Genomic DNA, 22,044 nt, shown 5'->3' on the forward strand with positions numbered 1-22,044 from the left:
GCGCGAGGTGGCAGCCGCAAGGAAGCATGCAGTGACTCCAGCACCGGAAATCGCCGCGTCGCGCTGGTTCAATACCAGCGAGCCGCTGACCCTGGCCGCGCTGCGCGGCCGCCCGGTGCTGCTGCACGCCTTCCAGATGCTGTGTCCCGGCTGCGTCGCACACGGCACGCCGCAGACCCAGCGCGCGTTCGAGTTGTTCAAGCATTCCGACCTCCAGGTGATCGGGCTGCACACCGTGTTCGAGCACCACGCGGCGATGACGGAGGTCGCGCTGGAAGCCTTCATCCACGAGTACCGGCTGACCTTCCCGATCGGCGTCGACGAGGCCGGCGACGGCACGCCGATCCCCCTCACCATGCAGCGCTACGGCATGCAGGGAACCCCGACCAGCATCCTGATCGGCCGCGACGGCAGCATCGTGCATCACGGCTTCGGCCAGCAGAGCGATATGGCGCTCGGCGCGATCATCGCAGCCGAGCTTGCCGCAACGCACGGCTGACAGCCGAGCAGCCCGCTCACGCAGCTGCGTTATGACGGCGTCGCGCGAAGCGTGGTAGCCTGCGATCAACCAGAAGCATCGTGCGGGAGCGTCTCATGAAAACCTATCAGCTCTACATCAACGGCCGCTATGTCGACCCCGCCAATGGCGAGTGGTTCGACACGATCGATCCCTATCGCGGCGAGGCCTGGGCCAGGATGCCGCGCGGCACGGCCGCCGATGCCGACAAGGCGGTGAAGGCCGCCAACGAAGCGATGTGGAATGGGCCGTGGGCGAAGATGACAGCGTCGGCGCGCGGCAAGGCGATGCGCAGGCTCGGCGACCTCGTCGCCGCCAATGCCGAGCGTCTCGCCGAGATCGAGGTGCGCGACAACGGCAAGCTGATGGCCGAGATGCTGGGCCAGCTGCGCTACCATCCGGAGTGGTGGTGGTATTTCGGCGGCCTCGTCGACAAGCTCGAAGGCGGCCTGGTGCCGATCGACAAGGCGGACACCTTCGCCTACACCACGCATGAGCCGGTCGGCGTGGTCGCGGCGCTGACCGCCTGGAATTCGCCGCTGCTGTTCGTCGCCTGGAAATGCGCCGCCGCGCTCGCGGCCGGCTGCGCCGTGGTGGTCAAGCCCTCGGAATTCACCTCGGCCAGCACGCTGGAATTCGCCGCGTTGACCAAGGAGGCCGGGATTCCCGACGGCATCTTCAACGTGGTGACCGGCTTCGGCCCCGAGGCCGGCTCCGCGCTGATCTCGCACCCCGACGTCGCCAAGATCACCTTCACGGGATCGGACACCACCGGCGCACGGGTCTACGAGACCGCGGCCAAGGGCCTGAAGCGCGTCTCGCTCGAGCTCGGCGGCAAGTCGCCGAACATCGTGTTCGAGGACGCCGATCTCACTGCGGCCGCGGCCGGCGCGATCTCCGGCATCTTCGCCGCCACGGGACAAACCTGCATCGCCGGCTCGCGCCTGCTGGTGCAGAGCTCGATCAAGGACAAGTTCGTCGCGCGCGTGCTGGAGCTGGCGAAATCCGCCAAGATCGGCGATCCGATGCAGGCCGACACTAATGTCGGCCCGATCACGACGCCGGCGCAGTACAAGAAGGTGCTCGACTACATCGACATCGCCAAGGCTGAAGGCGCCCGCTGCCTGCTCGGGGGCAAGCCGGCGTCCGGCGACGGCATCAAAGGCGGCCAGTTTGTCGAGCCGACGATCTTCACCGATGTCGACAACACCATGCGGATCGCGCGCGAGGAGGTGTTCGGCCCGGTGCTGTCGATCATCTCGTTCGACACCGAGGAAGACGCCATCCGGATCGCCAACGACACGATCTACGGCCTTGCCGCCGGCATCTGGACCAAGGACCTCGCCCGCGCCATCCGCGTGCCGAAGCAGCTGCGCGCCGGCACGGTGTGGGTCAACACCTACCGCGCCATCAGCTACATGATGCCGTTCGGCGGCATGAAGCACTCCGGCGTCGGCCGCGAGAGCGGCATCGACGCGGTGCGCGAATATCAGGAGACCAAGAGCGTCTGGATCTCGACCGCGACCGACGTGCCGGCCAATCCGTTCGTGATGCGGTAATGCGGCTCAGCACCTCTCCCAGACCGGAAGCGGTGCGCCATGCCCGAGTCATGAAGTTCACCCGGTCAGCACGTGACGGACATCGCCGAGGCTCTGGAGGTCAGTCGCTGTCATCACTGTCATGCTGTCCGACGCTGTGAAATAGCCTCGATGCGCAAGGCAAAGCTGCCGCGCGTGCGCAGAGGCGCCGGACCATCGTCAAGACGGCCGAGCCTGATGAGCCCGCTGGAATAGCGATAGCCGCTGTGGAAGCAGGCCAAATTGCCCACGGCGCGTCGTAGCAGAGATCGCCCGGCGCTTCATTCGCGAATGGCCCGCTACCGTCTTGCGTGAGCTCGCGCGGCAGATAGGCGATCTTCTCATTGGTGGAGTAATCCTCGATGGAAAGATCGAGCGGGAGCATCGATGCGAAATCCCGCGCAGACGGATTGTCGAGCAAGCTAGCCCGGACGTTGCCATCAGCGAGATCGCGCCCTAGCCTTTCGAGCCCGGCACGCCGCCGAACAGCTTCGCCTGCTCGGCGCGGCCGGCGTCGACGATGCGCGTGGTGGCGGTTTCGATCGCCTCGCGCAGGCGGGCCATGAACTCGTCGCGCGGCAGGCCGGGCGGCAGCGGATCGAGGAATTCGACCACCAGCGTGCCGGGATAGCGCATGAAGGTGCGGCGCGGCCAGAACAGGCCGGAGTTGAGCGCGATCGGCAGGCACGGCACGCCGCTCTCGGCGTAGATCTGGGCGACGCCGGCCTTGTAGTTCGGCGGCGCACCGGGCGCGGTGCGGGTGCCCTCGGGGAAGATCACGAGCTGGCGGCCGAGCTTCACCTCGGCGGCAGCCGCCTTCAATGTCTTGATCAGCGAGCGCGGGCCGCCGCCGCGCTCCACCGAGATCATGCCGACCTTCTTCAGGTACCAGCCGAACACCGGGATCATCATCAGCTCGCGCTTGAGGATGAACAGCGGATGCTCGAAGAAGCGCACCAGCGCAAAGGTCTCCCAGAACGACTGGTGCTTCGAGGCGACCACCAGCGCTCCCGCCGGAATCTTCTCGACGCCGCGGAACTCGATCCTGATGTTGCAGATCACGCGCATCAGGAACAGGCTGGTGTTGGCCCACGCGGCTTCCAGCGCCATCAGCGCGCCGCGCGGCAGCAGCAGTGCCGGCAGCGCGACGATGCAGAGCACCACCAGCACCAGATAGAACAGCACGTTGAAGATCAGCGAGCGCAGGAAGATCGAAGTCATGCTCAAAAAATTCTCTCTTGTGCAGTCACGCCGTCATTCCGGGATGGTCCGAAGGACCAGACCCGGAATCTCGAGATTCCGGGTTCGCTTCGCGCCCCGGAATGACGGTGCCAAGCCTGATACATCAATTCGCCTGCGCCGTTGCCGGGCGGCGTGGCGCGGTTGCCGGCTCGGCAAGATCCGAAGTCAGGTCGAGGCCGAGATCGGCCAGCCGCACCCGGACCTCCGCCGCGACATATTTGGCGTATTCCGATAGCAAGAGACGGAAGGTTCCGCCACTCGTCCACCACGGCTCGTCGCGCCATTTGTCGCCGACCACCGCGAACGGGATCAGCGTGACGTCAGGCATCGCATGCGACAGTTCCACGATCGCCCTGGGCATGTGGTAATTCGAAGTCACCACGATCAGCGACTTGAAGCCGCGCTCGCGCGCCCAGCGCCGCGTCTCCGCCGCATTGCTGCGGGTGTTGACCGCCGAACGGTCGAGATCGACGCAGCAGCTCATCAACCCCTTGCTGTCGGGCACCGAGCGGGAAATATCGCCGGCGTCGTTGGTCGGGTGCACGCCGGAGATCAACAGACGCTTGCCGTAGCCTGCGGCCAGTAGTTCCATCGCATCCGACACCCGCGACGAGCCGCCGGTCAGCACCACGATGCCGTCGGCATTATGCGGCGGATCGGTCTCGACGCCGCGGAGTTGCGACAGGAAGCCGATGAAGCCGACCGCTGCGGCGACAAACACCAGCGCCAGCGGCGCGACGATAGCGGCGCGCAGCCAGCCACGCGGGCGCGCGGCATAGCCGTTCGGCGACGTATCGTCGGTCTGCAAACTCATGTGATGCGGTCGTCCTTCCCCCCGGGGATTTTAGAGCATGATCCGGCAAAGTGGAAACCGGTTTTGCCGGGCCAAGGTCGCGTGCATGCACGCGAAATCACACCCGGACGACCAAATGCGATCACGACATCGGCTCCATGATTGCGCTGTCGCGAGCCGTCAGTCGATGTCGTCGAGCGTGGCGAACAGGGTGCGCCGAGACGCCCACGCGGTGATCGCCGCGATCAGCACCGCCTGCATCGCCAGCACCAGATAGCCGGACGGGCGCAGCGAGAACGTGCCCAGCAGCGCCGCGAACTGGTCGCCCACCGGCGTGCCGGAGAACCAGTTGGCGATCGATTCCGAGAACCCGAACGCCAGCATCGCCGCGCCGCCGCCGATCAGCCCGCCCTCGAGACCGAGCCTCAGAAAATGCCGCAGGAAGCGGTTGGCGATGAAGCTGTCGCCGGCGCCGACGAAATGCAGCACCTCGACGATCGGGCGGTTGGCGGCCATCGCGCCGCGGGTCGCGAACGACACCGAGATGATGGTGGCGATGATGACGAGGATCAGGATGCCGACGCCGGCAAACATCGTGGCGCCGGTCATCGAGCGCATGCGTTCGATCCAGGCACGGTGATCGTCGAGGCTTGCGGTCGGCGCGGCCTGGGTCAGGCGCGCGCGCAAGCCGGCGAGATCGAGCGTGGTGCCGGGCTGCACCCGCGCCACGATGACGCGCGGCACCGGCAGATCATCGATCGACAGCCCGCTGCCGAGCCACGGCTCCAGCAGCTTTGCGGATTCCTCCTTGCTGAACGGCCGGACCTCGAGAATGCCGGACTGCGTCCGCATCGCATCCGCCGCCGCCTGCGCGTCACGGTCGAGGTCGCGGCCGGGCGACGGGCGCACCTGGATGGTGATCTCGCTCGACACTTCCGACTGCCATTCGGCGGCCGAGGCGCTGACCAAAAGCACCGTGCCTGTGGTCAGCGAGGCGAGGAAGGTCATGATCGCGACCACCGCGACCAGCGCGCGGCCGGAGATCGAGGCGCGCGGCACGATCGGCGACATGTTGCGCGCGGTGGCCGGGACCTGCGGGCGCTCGCGCCCGAGATCGACCAACGACACTTTCTCGTCGCCGCCCCTACTCATAGATGTGCAGCCGTCCCTGATGCAGCACCAGCCGCCGCGCCTCGTATTGATCCATCAGCGTGATGTCGTGGGTCGCGATGATAACAGCGGTGCCGGATTTGTTGAGCTCGATGAACAGCCGCAACAGGCGGCGCCCGAGCGTCGGATCGACGCTGCCGGTCGGCTCGTCCGCCAGCAGCAATTGCGGCCGCGAGATCACCGCGCGCGCAATCGCCGCGCGCTGCTTCTCGCCGCCCGACAGGATCGGCGGCAGCGCGTCCATCCGTTCGCCGAGGCCGACCCATTTCAGCAGGTCGATCACCTCGCGGCGATAGCTGGATTCCTCGCGACCCATCACGCGGAACGGCAGCGCGACGTTCTCATAGGTGGTCATGTGGTCGAGCAGCCGGAAATCCTGCAGCACGATGCCGATCCGCTTGCGCAGGTCGGCGACCTGGTCCTTGCCGAGCAGGGAGACGTCCTTGCCGAACAGATTGACCAGCCCGCGGGTCGGCCGCAGCGACAGGAATAACAACCGCAGCAGCGAGGTCTTGCCGGCGCCGGACGGCCCGGTGAGGAACTGGAACGAGTGCGCCGGGATCATGAAGGACAGGTCGCGCAAAATCTCCGGGCCGAGCCCGTAGCGCAGACCGACATTTTCGAACCGAACCAATGCGCTAGCTCCGTTCGAGAGGGCCTGTGGCCCAATACCCAAAACTGGCGGCCCGAACCCCCGCCGACCGGCCGCGAACCGCTCAGAAAGCTTGTGCGACGGTTATGGTTTCCGATTCGTTAACGGTCGCTCAGTAGCATCCGGGCATACCACACGGTGGAGATTCGGCTCCATGCATATCGTTTGCCCGCATTGTACAACATCCTACGCCATCAATCCGGCCACCCTGGGCGAGGCCGGACGCACGGTCCGTTGTTCCCGCTGCCGCGAGGTCTGGCTGGCCCGGCCGGAGGACGCGATCGGGGCGACCGCGCCGACCCTGGCCTATGAGGCCGCCGGCTCCGATCTCGCCGCCGAATGGGAGGCGATGGGCCGCGAGGAGGCCGACGCGACCCCGCTGGTCGACAGCCCCTCGATTTCGGCCGATTTGCCGGAGGGAAGCGATGCCGCCACGGACTGGCCGGCGGTCGCCGCCGCGGATGTCGCCGCCCATGCCGACGGTGAGGCACCGGCCGGAACCCGGCGCCGCTTCCGCCTGCCGCGGCTTCCCCGGCTGTTCCGGCTGCCGTCGCTGCCCCGAATTCCGTTCGTGCCTGTGATCGGCGCCCTGCCGACCACCTGCGCGGCGATGGCCGCACTGATCGTCGCGCTGTTCGTCTGGCGCAACGACGTGGTGCGGCTGCTGCCGCAGACCGCGCTGTTCTACAAAATGGTCGGGCTCGACGTGAATCTGCGCGGGCTCGCTTTCAAGGACCTCAAGATCACCAACGAGACCGTCGACGGCAAGCCGGTGCTGGTGATCGAGGGCGCGATCGTCGGCCAGACCAGGAAGCCGGTCGAACTGCCGCGGCTGCGCTTCTCGGTCCGCGATGCCAAGGGCGCCGAAATCTACGCCTGGAATGCGGTGCTGGAACAGCCGGTGCTCAATCCCGGCGAGCGCGCCTTCTTCAAGTCGCGTCTCGCCTCGCCGCCGCCCGAAGGCCGCAATATCGACGTACGCTTCTTCAACAAACACGACCTCACCGGCGGCCGCGCCTGAGCCGCCCGCTTACACTTTCGGGACCTGATCCATCACCATGACCCGCGTTCTGATCGCCGACGACGAAGACTCGATGCGCTCGCTGGTGGCGCGCGCTATCGCCATGGACGGCCACGAGACCGTCACCGCGCAGGACGGCGCCGAGGCGCTGGAGGTCCTGACGCGCGATGAAGGCGCGTTCGACCTGCTGCTCACCGATATTCAGATGCCTGTCATGGACGGCATCGCGCTGGCGCTGACCGCGGCGCGCGACTTCCCCGCGCTGAAGATCCTGCTGATGACCGGCTTCGCCCATCAGCGCGAGCGCGCCTCAGGGCTCGAGGCGATCGTGCATGACGTGGTGACCAAGCCGTTCTCGGTGGCCGACATCCGCACCGCGGTCGCCGACGCGCTGGCAGCAAGCAAGGCGAGTTAGCGCATGATCCGGAAAAGTGCGAAGCGGTTTTCCGAAAAGATCATGCAAAACGAAGAAGCTAAAGCGCGATGAGATTCCAATCTCGTCGCGCTGCTCAGCTCGGGAAACACGCCTGGGCCGTCAGCACGATCGGCGGCACGTTGAGAAACTGCATGAACTGAAACGAGTAGCTGGCGCTGACCTGGTTGCCGCAGGCCGACGCGGCATGGGTAAAGGTCTGCGTCGGGAAGGTGAGGCCGAACGCCTGCTGCGCGGCATAGCTCGTGATCGCGTTGCTGTTCGGACAGAGCGTGCTGTTGACGGTTGCGCAGCGCGCCGCCATTTCCGTGCCGTGCTGAAGCCCGAGCTGGGTCCAGAACAGCAACCCGAATTCGATGATGCCGAAGATGAACAGGAAGAACACGGGAGCGGTCAGGGCGAATTCCAGCGCAGAGGCGCCCCGATCGTCGTGCCACAACGCCGTGCGTTTCACTGCAGCCTCGCAGTGGACTGGGCGTTGTAGGTGTAGCTGGTCGCCACGATCTGGTAGTTGATCAGCGTATAATAGGTCCCCTGCGCCGAGACCATTGCATAGGTCCCGGCCTGCGCGCCGCTCGGGCACACCGCGCCGCAGCTGACGGTGCTGATCCCCGCACTCGTCGGGCATCCGCAGAACTGAAGCGGCTGGGGCGACGCCATGATGGCCGTGGAATTCGTGGCGGCGATCACGGCGTTGGACACGCCGGTGGTATCGAAGCCGCGCACGATCGCGTATTGCGCTCCCGCCTGTGCGGCATTTTCGACCTGCATCTTGCGGAACAGCGCAAGCCCGATGTCGGTGACCGAGACCACCATCAGGGTCAGCAATGGGATCATGACACCGAATTCGATCGCGGCGACGCCGCGCCGGTCGCGAACACCGGCGCGCAGGCGCCGCAAGAGAGGGCGAAGCAATCGGCTATGGCTGTTGGATGAGCATCTCTGGACCTGCATCGGCCTGCCTCATTCGATGAGTTGCGCGGTTTGCGTGCCAATCGTCGCGGTGCCGAGCGCTGCGCAATTGACCTGAAGGTTCGACGTGCCGGTGAGCGTCAAGGTGTCCACGATGATCTTGGTGCAGGATGTGCTCGTGCCGTTGCCGCCGCTGAAGCTGAGATTGGCCCTTGGCAGGTAGATGGCGCCGCCGAAGTTCTGGGTGGCGCCGCCGGTGAGGTTGAAGGCCGTGCCGACCGGCATGTTGCGGTCGCCATACATGACGATGCCCTTTGTGGTGCCGGAGGTCGGCGCCGTCAGGTCGATGATCGCGTTGCTGCCGATTGAAGCGGTGCCCCAGTTGCTTCCCGATCCCGTAAAGACAAGCGTGACGCCGCTGCCGGTGATCGTGGCGTTTCCCGCGACGCTCAGATTGGAGCCGTCCAGGTAATAGATGCCTGGATCGAGGCTCAGGGTCGCGCCGGCATTGACCGTGATGTTGCCCTTGTAGCAGCCGGGGCTGATCGAGTTGGTCTTTCCGTTGGAGTTCACCGTGATCTTGGCGTTGGTGCAGCTCGGCTCCGCCGGCGGTGAGACGTTTGCATAGGGATCGGCGATCGGCTGGATGTGCGTCCTGATTCCGTTGGTCGTGGTGATGTTGCTCGCGCCGGAGACATCGCCGACGACCCCGACCTGATTGGCGGAAACCGCAGCATTGCCGGCGACGTTGAGCGACGGGCTTGCGCTCGAGTTGCTGTAGAGGTTGCACTTGATCAAGTTGAGCTGATTGCTGCCGCTCACATTGACCGCGGGGCTCGCCGTCGGATCGAGAGCAAGGACGCAGCCGGTTCCGGAATTCGGCAGCGCGACCGCGCGCGCGGTGACCAGCACGGGATTCGAGCCGAACAAGGCCGACAGCAGCCGCGGCTGCGGCTGGGTCACGACGACTTCGACCGCCTGCAGATTGGATGTGTAATTGCCGGCCTTCGGCGGCTGATTCACGGCGATCGTGACGTTGTTCACCGTGTTGGCGTAGCCGTAATTTGCCGTCACCGCGTTGGCTTCGGACAACAGGTCTGCGCCTGCACTGGCCGCGGTTGCAGCACTGACGGCGCCCGAGTCGGCCGCGCTCTGCATGTTCTTGTGCTTATAGTACCACCAGCCCACTTCGGTGCCGAGCCCTGCCGTGCCCACCAGAACCGGCATCAGCAGCGCCGAGATAATGACATAGCTGCCCGACCGGTCGCGAACGAAGCGTCGGAGCAGGCTGGTCTTCTCAAGGTTCCGGCGAGTTGCACGCAATGGCCGGCACGACGATGCAATGAATAAACGGCTGCACTGCCTCATGTGATCTCCTGAGACGCATGCCAATTATCCGAAACAGAATGACGCAGGCGACTTAAATGCGCGCCAACGGGAACCCGAGAGTTTTAGAGAAATTGTGCGGGCAGCCGGGGCTGCCTCGGGGACCTGGTCGGCCCCATCCAGATGCGGGCGGGCCTGGCGGCCGGGCTCAATAGTCCTTCAGCAGGCGCTCGATATAGTCGAGCTCGATCTGCGGCCGCGACGGGTCGGCGAGGCGGCGGCGCAGCTCTTCCAGGATGCGGCGGACGCGCTGCACGTCGATCTCGCCGGGAATCTTCACGGTGTAGTCGTCGCCGAATTCGCGGCCGTGCAGCGGACGGCCGAGCGGATCGGTCTGGTTGCCGCCGCTCTGCTGACGGCCGGCGCGGTTGCCGGGGCTGTCGCCCGGCTGGTCGCCATCGCCCTGCTGCATCGCGTCGGCCAGGCTCTGCGCGCCCTTGCGCAGCGCATCGAGCGCACGGCCCTGCGAATCCACCGCGCCGTCGGCATTGCCCTCGCCGAGCCGGCCGGAGGCATCGCCCATCGCGGAGTCGGCCTGGTCGAGCCCGTCACCGCCGTCATCGCCCTGATCGCCGCCCTGGTCGCCCTGCTGCGCCTGATCGCCCTTCTGACCCTGGCCCTTCTGCCCTTGCTGGCCCTTCTGGCCGCGCTGATCCGGACCCATGCCGCGCTTGGCGAGCTCCTCCTGCAGCTTCTTCAGGCGGTCACGCAGCGCCTGCTGATCCTGTTGCAGGTCGCCCATCGACTGCTCGCCCTGCTTGCCGCGCATACGGTCGCGGCGGGAATCCTGGCCCTGCTTGAAGGTCTTGTCGCGCAACTGCTGCTGCTTGCGGATCATGTCGCCGAGCTCGTTGAGCGACTGCTGCATGTCGTCGTCGCCCTGGTTGGGCTGCGCCATCTGCAGGTTTTCCAGCATCTGCTGCATCTGCTCGAGCAGCTGCCGTGCGGCATCCTTGTCGCCGGAGCGCGACAGCCGCTCCATGCGATCGAGCATGTTCTTGAGATCCTGCTGGCTCAGCACCTTGGCGTTGGGATCGAGCGGCCGGGCGAGCTGCTGCGGATTGTTGCGGAACTGCTCGACCATCTGGCGCAGGAAATTGTCCAGCGCCGCGCGCAGATTGTCGGTGAGCTTCTTGATCTCCTCGTCGCTCGCGCCGCGCTCCAGCGCCTGCTTCAGCGCGTCCTGCGCCGCGCGCAGCGCCTTGTCGACGTCGCTGATGTTGCCGTCCTCGATGGTGACGGCAAGCGCCCACAGGCTGGCGACGACCTCGCGCAGCTGATCGTCGGTGCGCGCCGCCTCGAGCTGGCGGGCCACGGTGTGCAGGCCGAGATAATAGCCGGTCTCCGGCATGAACATTTCGGGCGCGATCATCAGCGCGTCGAGCGCGGCGTAGACCTGGCCGTTCTGGTTGGCGTCGAGCGCCAGGATCCGGCGCTGCTCGATCAGTGCGCGCGCCAGCGGCTTGGTGAACAGGCGCTCCGGCAGCCGCATGTTGAACGGCTCGCTCTTGCCCTCATTGCCGGCCTCGTCCTTTGCGGTCAGCGTCAGCGTCACGTCGGCGCCGGCATAGGGATCCTCGCTGAGATCCTTCACCGTCTGGCCGACCCCGTTGCGGGTGCGCGCATTGGGCAGCACCAGCGGGAATTGCGGCGGCTCGAACAGCGGACGCGGCGGGGTGGCCTTGTCGTCGGCATCCTTCGCTGCATCCTTCGCTGCATCCTTGGGCGCATCAGTCGGCCGCGGCGCGAACTGCGCGCGCGCTTCGGTCACGCCGTAATCGTCCTCGAGCCTGTAGGACAGCTGCAAGGCGCCGTGCGCCTGCCGCTCCGGATCCTTGGCGAGCGCGATCGACGGCGGCCGGTCCGGCGTCGCAGTGAATTTCCACTGCGGCTCGCCGGCCGGCGCGCGGACATGCGCGGTGCCGTCGCCGGTGATCTTGAAATGCCGCTCGTTGGTGCCCTTGGGCGCCTGTCCTTCCGGCGTGACCTCGGCGACGCCGCCACCGACCACGACGTCGATGCTGCCGCCGCTGGAGCGCACCAAGAGCGTGCTGCCGGCCGGAACCGCCAGCGGGGTGGTGTCGGCCGCGGCAGCGTCCTTGTTGGCGTTCGACAGGATGATCGGCGGCTTGCCGGTGTAGTTCGGCGGCGTCACCCAGGCGTCGACCCGGACATTGGCCGGCGCCATGATGCCGTTCCAGTCGAATGCGGAGGCGACCCGCAGGCCGCGCTCGTCGCCGGCGGCGACATAGCTCGCGACCAGCATCACGATGACCAGCGCACGCAGCGCCCAGGGGTCGTGCAGCGAGACGCGCGGCCGCGGCAGCCCGGCGCGGATGCGCTTGATCGAGGCCAGGGTGCGCTCGCGTTGCGCCTGCCACAGCGCCAGCGCAAACGGATCCTTGTTGGTGAGCGTATCGGCGAGCGTGGTTGCGGGGCGGTGCCGGATCCCGGCGCCGCGGTCGAGCCGGCTCAGGCCCTCCTCGCGGCTCGGCCAGCGCAAGCGCACCAGCGGCACCAACATGGCGAGCGCGGCCAGCCCGAACAGGGCGGCGCCGGCCAGGCGTGCGGCAAACGGCAACACCAGCCACAGCCCGGCCCAGGACACGACCAGGAACAGACCCGCGATCGTGAGGAACCGCGCCAGATGCGGCCACGCCCGTTCCCACGCAATCGCCAGCCTCGCCCGCTGCAGAGCCTCGTTGAGCTTCAGACGCGCGACCGCATCGCTGTCGGGGGACGGCGCGTGAGGCGTTGTCGGACGGGTCGATGTTGGCTCCGCTCAATAAAATCTCCGGGGTAGCCGGCAGGACAGCCTAGCACGGCGGCGGCTTTGAGGCACCCGTTCCCCGACGTAACCCACACCGGGAAATACGCATAACACGAAGGCGTGACTGCGGCGGTTCGGCCCCGTAACGTCCCGGCCCGAACCAACGCGTTAACGCATGAGGAAACGATATGGACCAGAAGACGCACGACAAGGGGCTCGAAATCCGCAAGGCGGTGCTGGGCGAGGCCTATGTCAACAATGCGCTGAAGAATTCGGACAGCTTCAACAAGCCGTTCCAGGAACTCGTCACCGAATATTGCTGGGGCGCGGTCTGGGGCCGCGAGGAACTGCCGCGCAAGACCCGCAGCATGCTCAACCTCGCCATGATCTCGATCCTGAACCGACCGCACGAATTGAAGGCCCACATCAAGGGCGCGCTGACCAACGGGGTGTCCCGCGACGAGATCCGCGAGATCTTCATGCAGGTCTCGATCTACGCCGGCATCCCGGCCGGCGTCGATAGCTTCCGCATCGCGCGCGAGGTGTTCGCCGAACTCGACAAGGCGTGAGCGGCTCCTCTCGTTGTCGTCCCGGCCAAGCGGAGCGCGAGCCGGGACCCATAACCACAGTTCGTCGTCGCTACGACGGCTGTGGCCCCAGCTGAGCCAAACAATGCAGTCCTGGGGTTATGGGTCGCTGCTTTCGCAGGGACGACGTCGAGGGTGGGGCAAATTGCTGCACACATAACGACGTAGAGGAAACGAACCATGGAAATCGGATTCATCGGCCTCGGGAAGATGGGCTTCCCGATGGCGCGCCGGCTGATCGAGGCCGGTCACACGCTCACCGTGTTCGACACCCGCAAGGAGGTCGTCGATCAACTGGTCGCGCGCGGCGCGGCGGCCGCGACGTCGGCGAAGGACGTCGCCGACCGCGTCGAGACCGTGATGGCGAGCCTGCCCTCGCTGCAGGCCTCGCTCGAGGTGGCAACGGGCGCGGGCGGCGTGATCGAGGGCAAGCGCGTCAAGCGCTTCATCGATCTCTCCACCGTCGGCTCGCAGATGGCGGTGAAGATCCACGATCTGCTCGCGAAGAAGAACATCGTGCAGATCGACAGCCCGGTGTCCGGCGGCGTCTCCGGCGCCGAGAAGGGCACGCTGGCGGTGATGGTGTCGGGCCCGCGCGCCGATTTCGAGCTGGTGAAGGGCGCGCTCGACGTCATCGGCAAGGTGTTCTTCATCGGCACCAAGCCGGGCTCCGGCCAGACCATGAAGCTCGCCAATAACTTCCTGTCGGCGACCGCGATGGTCGCGACCTCGGAGGCGGTGGTGATGGGCGTGAAGTCCGGGCTCGATCCGGCCGTGATGATCGACGTCATCAATGCCGGCTCGGGGCTGAACACCGCGAGCCGCGACAAGTTTCCCCGCTCGGTGCTGCCGCGCAGCTTCGACTTCGGCTTCGCCACCGGGCTGATGGTGAAGGACGTGCGGCTCGCGGTCGAGGAAATGCGCGCGCTCGGGCTGTCGATGGAAGTCGCCGAGGCGGTCGGCCGGCTCTGGGAAGTCATCATCCGCGACGAAGGACCGGACTCGGACTTTACGGCGGCGATCAAGCCGATCGAGAAGGCCGCAGGCGTGATCGTGGGCGGGGGCGGAAAAGGCAGTCACGCCGCGAAGTAAGACGCGTAGCCCGGATGGAGCGTAGCGTAATCCGGGGTTCGTGCCGCGTCAGAGACCGTCCCGGATTTCGCTTCGCTACATCCGGGCTACGGCCTCACAACCACGGCGCGGGCTTGTCCATGGCGATCAAAGCGTCGACGTCGATGCGCGGGCGGACCACGGCAAACTGGTCGTCCTTGACCAGCACCTCCGGCACCAGCGGCCGGGTGTTGTAGGTGCCGGACTGCACCGCGCCATAGGCGCCGGCGGTCATGATCGCCAGGAGATCGCCGGCCTTCGGCTGCGGCAGCGCGCGGTCGAGTGCGAGATAGTCGCCGGTCTCGCAGACCGGGCCGACCACGTCGGCGACCATGGTCGGCGTGCCCTGCGCAGGCTGGCGCACCGGCAGGATGTCGTGATGCGCTTCATACAGCGTCGGCCGGATCAGGTCGTTCATCGCGGCGTCGATGATCACGAAGTTCTTGGCGTCGCCCGGCTTCACATGGATCACGCGGGCAACCAGGATGCCGGCATTGCCGACGATCATGCGGCCCGGCTCGAACATCAGCGTGCAGCCGAGATTGTGCGTGACGCGCTTGACCATCGCGGCATAGGCACCCGGTTCCGGCGGCGCGGCGCGGTCCATGTAATAGGGAATGCCGAGGCCGCCGCCGAAATCGACATGCGAGATATCGTGGCCGTCGGCGCGCAGCGTCTGGACGAATTCCGCGAGCAGCCGGAAGGCAACCTCCAGCGGACCGAGATCGGTGATCTGGCTGCCGATATGCACGTCGGTGCCGGTGACCTTGATGCCCGGCAGCTTCGCCGCGCGGGCATAGACCTCGCGGGCACGGGCGATCGGGATGCCGAACTTGTTCTCGGATTTGCCGGTCGAGATCTTGGCATGGGTGCCGGCATCGACGTCGGGATTGACCCGCACCGAGATGCGCGCGGTCGTCTTCATCTCGACCGCAAGGCGCGACAGCATGTCGAGTTCCGGCTCGGACTCGATGTTGATGCAGAGGATGTCGGTGGCGAGCGCGGCGCGCAGTTCGCCCTCGGTCTTGCCGACGCCGGAGAACACGATCTTCGAGGGCGGAATGCCGGCCGCCAGCGCCCGCTTCAATTCGCCGCCGGACACCACGTCGGCGCCGGCGCCGAGCTTGGCCAGCGTGCGCAGCACCGACTGGTTGGAGTTCGCCTTCATGGCGTAGCACACCAGCGCCTTCTCACCGGCAAAGGCCTCGGTGAAGACGCGGTAGTGCCGCTCCAGCGTCGCCGTCGAATAGCAATAGAACGGGGTGCCGACGGCTTCCGCCAGCTCAATGAGATTGACCGCCTCGGCATGCAGCACGCCGTTGCGATAGTCGAAATGGTTCATGACACACTACATTGTTTGAGCATGATCTCCGCGCAAACGCGTTCCGCGTTTGTCGCGAGGGAAAACCGGTTCCCACTTTTCCGGATCATGCTCCAGATATTAGTTGCCGAGCAGCGGATCGAGGATGAAGGGCCGTTTATTGCCCCTCGACGCGGCCGGCGCGGCATCCGAGCCATAGGTCGGATTGAACACGCTGGGCTGCGCCGCCCGCTCGGCCTCGGTGTCGGTCGGTGCTGCACCCGGCGCGGCGTTGGCGGTCGGCGGCAGGTCGAGCGGTCCCTTGCGGCCACAGCCGCCGAGCGCCAGCGCGGAAACGCTCAGCACAATGATGGCCCATCCCGAGGGGGTCAGGCGGTTCTTGCTAATCACGACGAATTCCCCAATTCGGGCGGCACCATACAAACATTGGCGTGCTCTGGCGAGAGGCCGAGGCCCGAGAAATCACCGCCAAATTTTCCGGTTCAGCCCAATTTTCGCTCTTTTTCCAGCCGCTTGGCCCAGGCCTTGGCCTGCGCCATCACATTCTTCGGCGCCGTGCCGCCAAACGAGGTCCGGCTCTGCACCGAGGATTCGACGCTCAGTACCTTCAGCGCCTCGGCGGTGATCTTGGGCTCGACCTCCTGCATGGCCTTGAGCGGTAATTCGTGCAGCGCCACGCCCTGCTTCGAGGCGAGGCCGACGATGCGCCCGGTGACGTGGTGGGCGTCGCGGAACGGCATTTTCAGGGTCCGCACCAGCCAATCGGCCAGATCGGTCGCGGTGGCATAGCCCTCGCCGGCGGCGGCCTTCATCTTCGCCTCATCCGGCACCAGGTCCTCGACCATGCCGGTCATGGCGCGGATCGCGAGCGACAGTGCCTCGAAGGCCTCCATCGCGCCCTGCTTGTCCTCCTGCATGTCCTTTTGATAGGCGAGCGGCAAGCCCTTCATCACGATCAAGAGCGCGGTGAGCGCACCGATCACGCGGCCGGTCTTGGCGCGCACGAGCTCCGCGGCGTCCGGATTGCGCTTCTGCGGCATGATCGACGAGCCGGTGGTGAACTTGTCGCTGAGCTTGACGAGCCCGACCAAAGGCGAGGTCCAGATCACGATCTCCTCGGCGAAGCGCGACATGTGCACGGCGCAGATCGCGGCCGCCGACAGCGTCTCCAGCACGAAATCGCGGTCTGACACCGCATCCAGCGAATTGGCCATCGGCCGGTCGAAGCCGAGCGCTTTCGCCGTCGCTGCGCGGTCGATCGGAAACGAAGTGCCGGCGAGTGCGGCGGCGCCGAGCGGCGATTCATTGAGCCGCTTGCGCGCGTCAGTAAAGCGGCCACGATCGCGGCCGGCCATCTCGACATAGGCGAGGAGATGATGGCCGAAGGTCACCGGCTGCGCGGTCTGCAGATGGGTGAAGCCCGGCATCACGGTTCCGGCGTGCTCCAGCGCGCGGGCGACCAGCGCCTGCTGGAATGCGGCCAGCGCCGCATTGGTCTCATCGATGGTGTCGCGGACATAGAGCCGGAAATCGGTCGCGACCTGGTCGTTGCGCGAGCGTGCGGTGTGCAGCCGGCCCGCTGCGGGCCCGATCAACTCGGACAGCCGCGACTCGACATTCATATGGATGTCCTCGAGCGCGCGCTTGAAATCGAAATCGCCCTTGCCGATTTCTGACAAAATCGTGTCTAGACCTTTGCCGATATTTTTCGCATCAGCTGCGGTGATGATGCCTTGCGCGGCGAGCATCGCGGCGTGGGCCTTGGACGCGGCAATGTCCTGGGCATAAAGGTGCCGGTCGACGTCGATGGAGACGTTGATTTCCTCCATGATCGCGTCGGGACGCTCCGAGAACCGGCCGCCCCACATCTTGTTGCTCATGACATCTCGCTCACGAATTTGTATTTCAGGCCGTGCGGTTTCATCGCCGGAGCGACGAAACAGCATGGCGGTTCCGATCGTAATTCCCGGCACTGCTTAGCCACATCTGACCCAGGATGACAAACGATATGCCCGAGACGACCCCGAGCGAGCCGACCGCCAAGCCGGCGGCCAGATGGCGCATTCCGCTGGTGATCGGCGCCGTGCTGGTCGGGGCCGTGATCGGCTATGTCGGGGTCTCCGGCCTCAGGCATCCCGCGGGCGGCGATATCGCCTGCAACAGCGCGGTGGATCTGGCCAAGAAGATCGCCCCACTCGCCCAGGGCGAGGTCGCCGCGCTGACCATGGCCACCACCCCGCTCAAATTGCCCGACCTCGCCTTCGAGGATGCCAACGGCCAGCCGAAGAAGCTCTCGGACTGGCGCGGCAAGACCGTTCTGGTCAACCTCTGGGCGACCTGGTGCGTGCCCTGCCGCAAGGAGATGCCGGCGCTCGACAGCCTGCAGACCAAGCTCGGCGGCAAGGATTTCGAGGTGGTCGCGATCAACATCGACACCCGCGACCCGGACAAGCCGAAGACCTTCCTCAAAGAGGCCAATCTGACCCGGCTCGACTATTTCAGCGACCAGAAAGCCAAGGTCTTTCAGGATCTTAAGAACATAGGCAAGGCGCTGGGCATGCCGACCTCGGTGCTGGTCGACGGCAAGGGCTGCGAAATCGCCAACATCGCCGGTCCCGCCGAATGGGCGAGCGACGATGCGATCAAGCTGGTGAAGGCGGCGCTACAGCCGGCCGCGGCCGGGTTCTGATCAGGCGACGGCGTTGAGATTGTCGCCGATGCCGGGGCCGAGATTGGCGGTCGACGGCGTCCCAAGCAGGGTCTGAACCGCGAATTTCTCCGCGTCGAGGTTCTGCTTCGTGACCCGGGTCGCGATCTCACCCTGCAGGTTGCCCTGCTGCATCGACAGGATGCTGGTGACCATGCTCATCGTGTCCATACGCGGTACTCCCAATTCCAAGCTTGGCGTAGCGCGCCAAAGTTAATGCCTGGGTAACGGATGGCCGCGTCAGGCTGCCGCATCGTCTGAATAAGGCTCAAGCCGCATTCGCCGCAAACGCCGCGCCGAGCGTGCGCAGCGCTTGCCGGGTTCGCGCATCCGACAGCTTCGAATGCAGCATGACGTCGCGCGACGGCAAGGGCGGCAGGCCAAGCCGCGGCCCGAGGTCGACGGTATCCGCCGGCGCCACCCGGCGCGCCAGCGCGGCGACCGCAAGCCCGGCGGATATCGCAGCCCCGATCGTCGCGAGCCCGCCGCCGACGAAGGCCTCGGTCCAGGCGATGCCGGCGGCATCGAGCGCCTCGACGGCCATGGCGCGGACGCTGCACGGCTCGGCCTGGGTCGCCAGCCGCAGCGGCTCGCCGGGACGATGGTGAAAATCCGGCGCGGCCATCCAGCCGAACGGTTCCTCGAACAGCACGTCGCCATCGCGGCGCTTGGCATCGTGACGGAGGGCGATCGCGGCATCGAGCTTGCCGTCGTCGAATGCGCCGAGCACCGCGCGCGACGTGTCGACATGCAGCTGGATCACCAGGCCGGGATCGGTGGCGTTCATCCGCTTTAGCAGCGACGCCAGCTCCGTTCCGACGATGTGGTGGCTGATGCCGACGACCAGCCGCCGATGCTCGACCGCGAACGACCCGATCGCCGATTGATGCGCGGCAACCAGATTGCGCGCCGCGGCGAGGAAGGCCGCTCCTTCGGCGGACAGCCGGACCAGCCGCGGCGTGCGCTCCAGCAGCCGCCGGCCAAGCCCGTCTTCCAGCCGCCTGATCTTCAAGCTGATCGCGGACTGCGTGGTCTCCATGACCTGCGCCGCGCGGGTGAAGCTGCTGAGGTCGGCGACCAGGACAAAGGCCTGCACCGCCTCGACATCGAGAGCTTTCATGGCCATTCATTTCAATATGAAATCATTGAAATGAATTACCATGCCGTTTTTAAATGATCAATCAGCGCCTAGGATTGGCTGCACGCAAATCTTCAAGGAGCCACCATCATGCCGCTGACCCGCGTCTCGCTGCGACGGGGCAAGCCCGCCGCCTACCGCAAGGCCATTCTCGACAGCCTTTATCGCGCCATGCGCGAGACCTTCGATGTGCCGGACGGCGACCCCTTCATGACGGTCTCCGAGCATGATGGCGACGATTTCGCTTATGGCGCCGACTATCTCGGCATCAGGCGCAGCGACGATCTGGTCATCATCCAGATCACCGTCAGCAACACCCGCCCGGTGACGCAGAAGCAGAGGCTCTATCGCCGGATCGCCGAGCTGCTGACGGACAGCCCCGGCCTGCGGACCGAGGACATCTTCATCAACCTGGTCGAGGTGCTTCCCGAGAACTGGTCGTTCGGCAACGGCGAGGCGCAGTACGTCCGATGAGCGCATCCCCGATCCTCTCGCCGCGGATGAGCGGCATCAAGGCATCGCCCGCATCGGTGCTGCGGCGGCGCGCCCGCGAGCTGCGCGCCAATGGGCGCGACATCATCGAGCTGTCGTCGGGCAATCTGGATTTTCCGACGCCGGCGCATGTGATCGCGGCGGCGCATGACGCGGCCCTGCGCGGCGAGACCCGCTACACCGACGTCGACGGCACGCCGGATGTGAAGCGCGCGGTGCAGGCCGCGCTGCTGCGCGACCATCGTCTCGACTATCGGCTGGATGAGATCGTCATCACCAACGGCTCGACGCAAGCGCTGTTCAACGCGCTGCTCGCGACGCTGGCGCCCGACGACGAGGTGATCATCCCTGCACCCTATTGGGCGCCCTATCTCGATCAGGTGCGGCTCGCAGGCGGGGCGCCGGTGGTCGTGCCGTGCGCGCAGAACAACGGCTTCAGGCTGCGCGGCGAGGATCTGCAGGCGGCGATCACGGCGCGGACGCGCTGGATCGTGCTCAACAATCCCGTGAATCCCTCCGGCGCGCGCTATTCACGCGAGGATCTCTCCGAGATCGCCGCGGTCCTGTCGCGGCATCCGGATATCTGGGTGCTTGCCGACGGGCTCTACGAGCACATCACGTTCGATGGCGCGCCGGCGCCGACGCTGGCGGAGATCGAGCCGCGCCTGAGGCCGCGGACGTTGACCGTCAGCGGCCTCGCCAAGAGCTACGCCATGATGGGATGGCGGATCGGTTATGCCGCCGGACCTGCGGCGCTGATCCGCGCGATGATCACGATCCAGTCGCAGACCACATCGGGCGCATCGTCGATCAGCCAGGCCGCCGCAATTGCCGCGCTCGATGGCCCACAGGATGTGCTGGCCGAGCGCGCAGCCATCCTGCGCGCGCGACGCGACCGCTTTGCCGAACTGATCAACGGATGCGCCGGGCTGTCCTGCACGCCGCCGGACGGCACGTTCTATCTGCTGGTCGGTTGCGCCGGCGTGATCGGCAAGCGCGCACCCGACGGCAAGATCATCGCGACCGACCGCGATTTCTCGGCCTATCTGCTCGAGAACGCCGATCTGGTGGTGTTCCCCGGCGAGGATCTCGGGCTGTCGCCCTATGTCCGCGTCAGCTTCGCCAACCCGTCAGCGACCATCGAGGAGGCGGCTACGCGCTTGAAGCGCGCCTGCGGAGCCCTGCAATGACGCCGCGCGCACAAAGCCAGCGCCTCGCACTGGCGGCGCATCTGCTCGGGCTTGGAATGGGTGCGACCGTCATCGTCGGTCTCGTGCCCGCGACGCTCGCGCTGCTGCGGGCACTGCCCTGAAGACGCAGTGATTACCGCGTCGGGATCGGCTTGTCGCCGCGATAGTCGTAGAAGCCGCGCTGGCTCTTGCGTCCGAGCCAGCCGGCCTCGACGTATTTCACCAGCAGCGGGCACGGCCGATACTTTGAATCGGCGAGCCCCTCATGCAGCACCTGCATGATCGACAGGCAGGTGTCGAGGCCGATGAAATCGGCAAGCTCGAGCGGGCCCATCGGATGATGTGCGCCGAGCTTCATCGCGGCGTCGATCGCCTCGACGTTGCCGACGCCTTCATACAGCGTGTAGATCGCCTCGTTGATCATCGGCAGCAGGATGCGGTTGACGATGAAGGCGGGGAAATCCTCCGACACCGCGACCTGCTTGCCGAGCTTGGCGACGAACGCCTTGGCGGTGTCGAAGGTCGTGTCGTCGGTGGCGATGCCACGGATCAGCTCGACCAGCTCCATCGCCGGCACCGGATTCATGAAATGAATGCCGATGAATTTCTCCGGGCGGTCGGTCGAGGCGGCGAGCCGTGTGATCGAGATCGACGACGAGTTGGTCGCGACGATCGCGTCCGGCTTCAGCACCGCGCAGACCTCCTGGAAGATCTTGCGCTTGGTTTCTTCCTTCTCGACCGCGGTCTCGATCACGAGGTCGCAATCGGCCAGCGCGTCGAGCGTCTCGGCGGAGGCGATGCGGTCGAGCGCCTGCTTGCGCTCGGCTTCGCTGATCGCCTTCTTGGCCACCTGGCGGGTCAGATTGCCGTTGATGGTCGCCAGTGCCGATTTCAGCCGGTCGCCGGACACGTCGTTGAGCACCACGTCGAAGCCGGCCAGCGCCGCCACATGGGCTATGCCGTTGCCCATCTGGCCCGAACCGATCACGCCGACCTTTTTGATTGCCACCGTCATCTTGTCATCCA

At 66.1% G+C, this 22,044-nt stretch carries 24 protein-coding genes and 1 pseudogene; 10 read left to right on the forward strand and 15 right to left on the reverse strand.

What is annotated here, in order from left to right; genetic code table 11:
* The first annotated feature begins 31 nt into the window (after window positions 1-31).
* Window positions 32-499: a peroxiredoxin family protein gene (locus ACVW17_RS03140; RefSeq protein WP_456796775.1), complete on the forward strand. Its 468-nt coding sequence runs from the start codon at window positions 32-34 to the stop codon at window positions 497-499.
* A gap of 95 nt (window positions 500-594) precedes the next feature.
* The gene (locus ACVW17_RS03145) at window positions 595-2,076 is read left to right on the forward strand and encodes an aldehyde dehydrogenase (RefSeq protein WP_456750417.1); all 1,482 of its coding nucleotides are present in this window, start codon (window positions 595-597) and stop codon (window positions 2,074-2,076) included.
* 119 nt (window positions 2,077-2,195) lie between these two features.
* On the opposite strand, the pseudogene ACVW17_RS03150 reads toward ACVW17_RS03145, so the two are convergent.
* From ACVW17_RS03150 to ftsE, 5 genes and pseudogenes are all read right to left on the reverse strand, one after another.
* Window positions 2,196-2,536, reverse strand: a pseudogene (locus tag ACVW17_RS03150) (cyclophilin-like fold protein); the annotation flags it as partial.
* Window positions 2,537-2,550: 14 nt separating this feature from the next.
* A complete protein-coding gene (locus ACVW17_RS03155; RefSeq protein ID WP_456750418.1) occupies window positions 2,551-3,315 on the reverse strand; it encodes a lysophospholipid acyltransferase family protein in 765 nt (254 codons plus the stop codon).
* 124 nt (window positions 3,316-3,439) lie between these two features.
* On the reverse strand, window positions 3,440-4,150 hold the full coding sequence (locus ACVW17_RS03160) for a YdcF family protein (RefSeq protein ID WP_456750419.1): 711 nt from the start codon (window positions 4,148-4,150) through the stop codon (window positions 3,440-3,442).
* A gap of 159 nt (window positions 4,151-4,309) precedes the next feature.
* Complete coding sequence (locus ACVW17_RS03165) at window positions 4,310-5,281, reverse strand: cell division protein FtsX (protein WP_456750420.1); 972 nt, start codon at window positions 5,279-5,281, stop codon at window positions 4,310-4,312.
* Complete coding sequence (gene ftsE / locus ACVW17_RS03170) at window positions 5,274-5,933, reverse strand: cell division ATP-binding protein FtsE (RefSeq protein ID WP_456750421.1); 660 nt, start codon at window positions 5,931-5,933, stop codon at window positions 5,274-5,276. The genes ACVW17_RS03165 and ftsE overlap by 8 nt, the downstream gene beginning before the upstream one ends.
* A 172-nt stretch (window positions 5,934-6,105) precedes the next feature.
* Between ftsE and ACVW17_RS03175 the strand changes: the two genes are divergently transcribed.
* Both ACVW17_RS03175 and ACVW17_RS03180 read left to right on the forward strand, forming a co-directional pair.
* The gene (locus ACVW17_RS03175; RefSeq protein ID WP_456750422.1) at window positions 6,106-6,972 is read left to right on the forward strand and encodes an MJ0042-type zinc finger domain-containing protein; all 867 of its coding nucleotides are present in this window, start codon (window positions 6,106-6,108) and stop codon (window positions 6,970-6,972) included.
* Window positions 6,973-7,009: 37 nt separating this feature from the next.
* Entirely contained in the window at window positions 7,010-7,387 is a 378-nt protein-coding gene (locus tag ACVW17_RS03180; protein ID WP_456750423.1) for a response regulator, read from the forward strand.
* Window positions 7,388-7,481: 94 nt separating this feature from the next.
* Here ACVW17_RS03180 and ACVW17_RS03185 read toward each other — a convergent pair whose 3' ends face one another.
* From ACVW17_RS03185 to ACVW17_RS03200, 4 genes are all read right to left on the reverse strand, one after another.
* Window positions 7,482-7,859 (reverse strand): TadE/TadG family type IV pilus assembly protein, encoded by a 378-nt coding sequence (locus tag ACVW17_RS03185; protein WP_456750424.1) that lies wholly within the window; start codon window positions 7,857-7,859, stop codon window positions 7,482-7,484.
* Entirely contained in the window at window positions 7,856-8,320 is a 465-nt protein-coding gene (locus ACVW17_RS03190) for a TadE/TadG family type IV pilus assembly protein (protein WP_456750425.1), read from the reverse strand. Before ACVW17_RS03190 ends, ACVW17_RS03185 begins: the two co-directional genes overlap by 4 nt.
* Window positions 8,321-8,368: 48 nt before the next feature.
* Complete coding sequence (locus tag ACVW17_RS03195) at window positions 8,369-9,685, reverse strand: TadE/TadG family type IV pilus assembly protein (protein ID WP_456750426.1); 1,317 nt, start codon at window positions 9,683-9,685, stop codon at window positions 8,369-8,371.
* A gap of 166 nt (window positions 9,686-9,851) precedes the next feature.
* The gene (locus tag ACVW17_RS03200) at window positions 9,852-12,416 is read right to left on the reverse strand and encodes a TIGR02302 family protein (protein ID WP_456798927.1); all 2,565 of its coding nucleotides are present in this window, start codon (window positions 12,414-12,416) and stop codon (window positions 9,852-9,854) included.
* A gap of 245 nt (window positions 12,417-12,661) precedes the next feature.
* On the opposite strand from ACVW17_RS03200, the gene ACVW17_RS03205 reads away from it, so the two are divergent.
* The gene (locus ACVW17_RS03205; protein ID WP_050629459.1) at window positions 12,662-13,042 is read left to right on the forward strand and encodes a carboxymuconolactone decarboxylase family protein; all 381 of its coding nucleotides are present in this window, start codon (window positions 12,662-12,664) and stop codon (window positions 13,040-13,042) included.
* 198 nt (window positions 13,043-13,240) lie between these two features.
* Window positions 13,241-14,152, forward strand: coding sequence for an NAD(P)-dependent oxidoreductase (locus tag ACVW17_RS03210; protein WP_456750428.1), 912 nt, complete (start codon window positions 13,241-13,243; stop codon window positions 14,150-14,152).
* Window positions 14,153-14,246: 94 nt separating this feature from the next.
* On the opposite strand, the gene lysA is transcribed toward ACVW17_RS03210, so the two are convergent.
* The 3 genes from lysA to argH all read right to left on the reverse strand — a co-directional run bounded on the left by lysA (window position 14,247) and on the right by argH (window position 17,371).
* Window positions 14,247-15,512 (reverse strand): diaminopimelate decarboxylase, encoded by a 1,266-nt coding sequence (lysA, locus tag ACVW17_RS03215; RefSeq protein WP_456750429.1) that lies wholly within the window; start codon window positions 15,510-15,512, stop codon window positions 14,247-14,249.
* A 99-nt stretch (window positions 15,513-15,611) separates the two neighbouring features.
* Complete coding sequence (gene lptM, locus ACVW17_RS03220; RefSeq protein ID WP_456750430.1) at window positions 15,612-15,881, reverse strand: LPS translocon maturation chaperone LptM; 270 nt, start codon at window positions 15,879-15,881, stop codon at window positions 15,612-15,614.
* Window positions 15,882-15,973: 92 nt separating this feature from the next.
* Complete coding sequence (argH, locus tag ACVW17_RS03225) at window positions 15,974-17,371, reverse strand: argininosuccinate lyase (RefSeq protein ID WP_456750431.1); 1,398 nt, start codon at window positions 17,369-17,371, stop codon at window positions 15,974-15,976.
* Between the two features lie 116 nt (window positions 17,372-17,487).
* Between argH and tlpA the strand changes: the two genes are divergently transcribed.
* Window positions 17,488-18,180, forward strand: a complete 693-nt coding sequence (tlpA, locus tag ACVW17_RS03230) for a thiol:disulfide interchange protein TlpA (RefSeq protein ID WP_456750432.1) — start codon at window positions 17,488-17,490, stop codon at window positions 18,178-18,180.
* Here tlpA and ACVW17_RS03235 read toward each other — a convergent pair whose 3' ends face one another.
* Window positions 18,181-18,369 (reverse strand): putative motility protein, encoded by a 189-nt coding sequence (locus tag ACVW17_RS03235; protein WP_456750433.1) that lies wholly within the window; start codon window positions 18,367-18,369, stop codon window positions 18,181-18,183.
* Between the two features lie 97 nt (window positions 18,370-18,466).
* Window positions 18,467-19,318, reverse strand: a complete 852-nt coding sequence (locus tag ACVW17_RS03240; RefSeq protein ID WP_456750434.1) for a LysR substrate-binding domain-containing protein — start codon at window positions 19,316-19,318, stop codon at window positions 18,467-18,469.
* A 108-nt stretch (window positions 19,319-19,426) separates the two neighbouring features.
* On the opposite strand from ACVW17_RS03240, the gene ACVW17_RS03245 reads away from it, so the two are divergent.
* The 3 genes from ACVW17_RS03245 to ACVW17_RS03255 are packed head-to-tail and all read left to right on the forward strand — an operon-like array spanning window position 19,427 to window position 21,140.
* Window positions 19,427-19,810: a tautomerase family protein gene (locus ACVW17_RS03245; RefSeq protein WP_456750435.1), complete on the forward strand. Its 384-nt coding sequence runs from the start codon at window positions 19,427-19,429 to the stop codon at window positions 19,808-19,810.
* A complete protein-coding gene (locus ACVW17_RS03250) occupies window positions 19,807-21,018 on the forward strand; it encodes an aminotransferase class I/II-fold pyridoxal phosphate-dependent enzyme (protein ID WP_456750436.1) in 1,212 nt (403 codons plus the stop codon). The genes ACVW17_RS03245 and ACVW17_RS03250 overlap by 4 nt, the downstream gene beginning before the upstream one ends.
* Complete coding sequence (locus ACVW17_RS03255; protein WP_456750437.1) at window positions 21,015-21,140, forward strand: hypothetical protein; 126 nt, start codon at window positions 21,015-21,017, stop codon at window positions 21,138-21,140. The genes ACVW17_RS03250 and ACVW17_RS03255 overlap by 4 nt, the downstream gene beginning before the upstream one ends.
* Window positions 21,141-21,151: 11 nt before the next feature.
* Here ACVW17_RS03255 and ACVW17_RS03260 read toward each other — a convergent pair whose 3' ends face one another.
* On the reverse strand, window positions 21,152-22,033 hold the full coding sequence (locus ACVW17_RS03260) for a 3-hydroxybutyryl-CoA dehydrogenase (RefSeq protein ID WP_456750438.1): 882 nt from the start codon (window positions 22,031-22,033) through the stop codon (window positions 21,152-21,154).
* Window positions 22,034-22,044 lie beyond the last annotated feature (11 nt).

It is taken from the genome of Bradyrhizobium sp. USDA 4473, assembly GCF_054063335.1.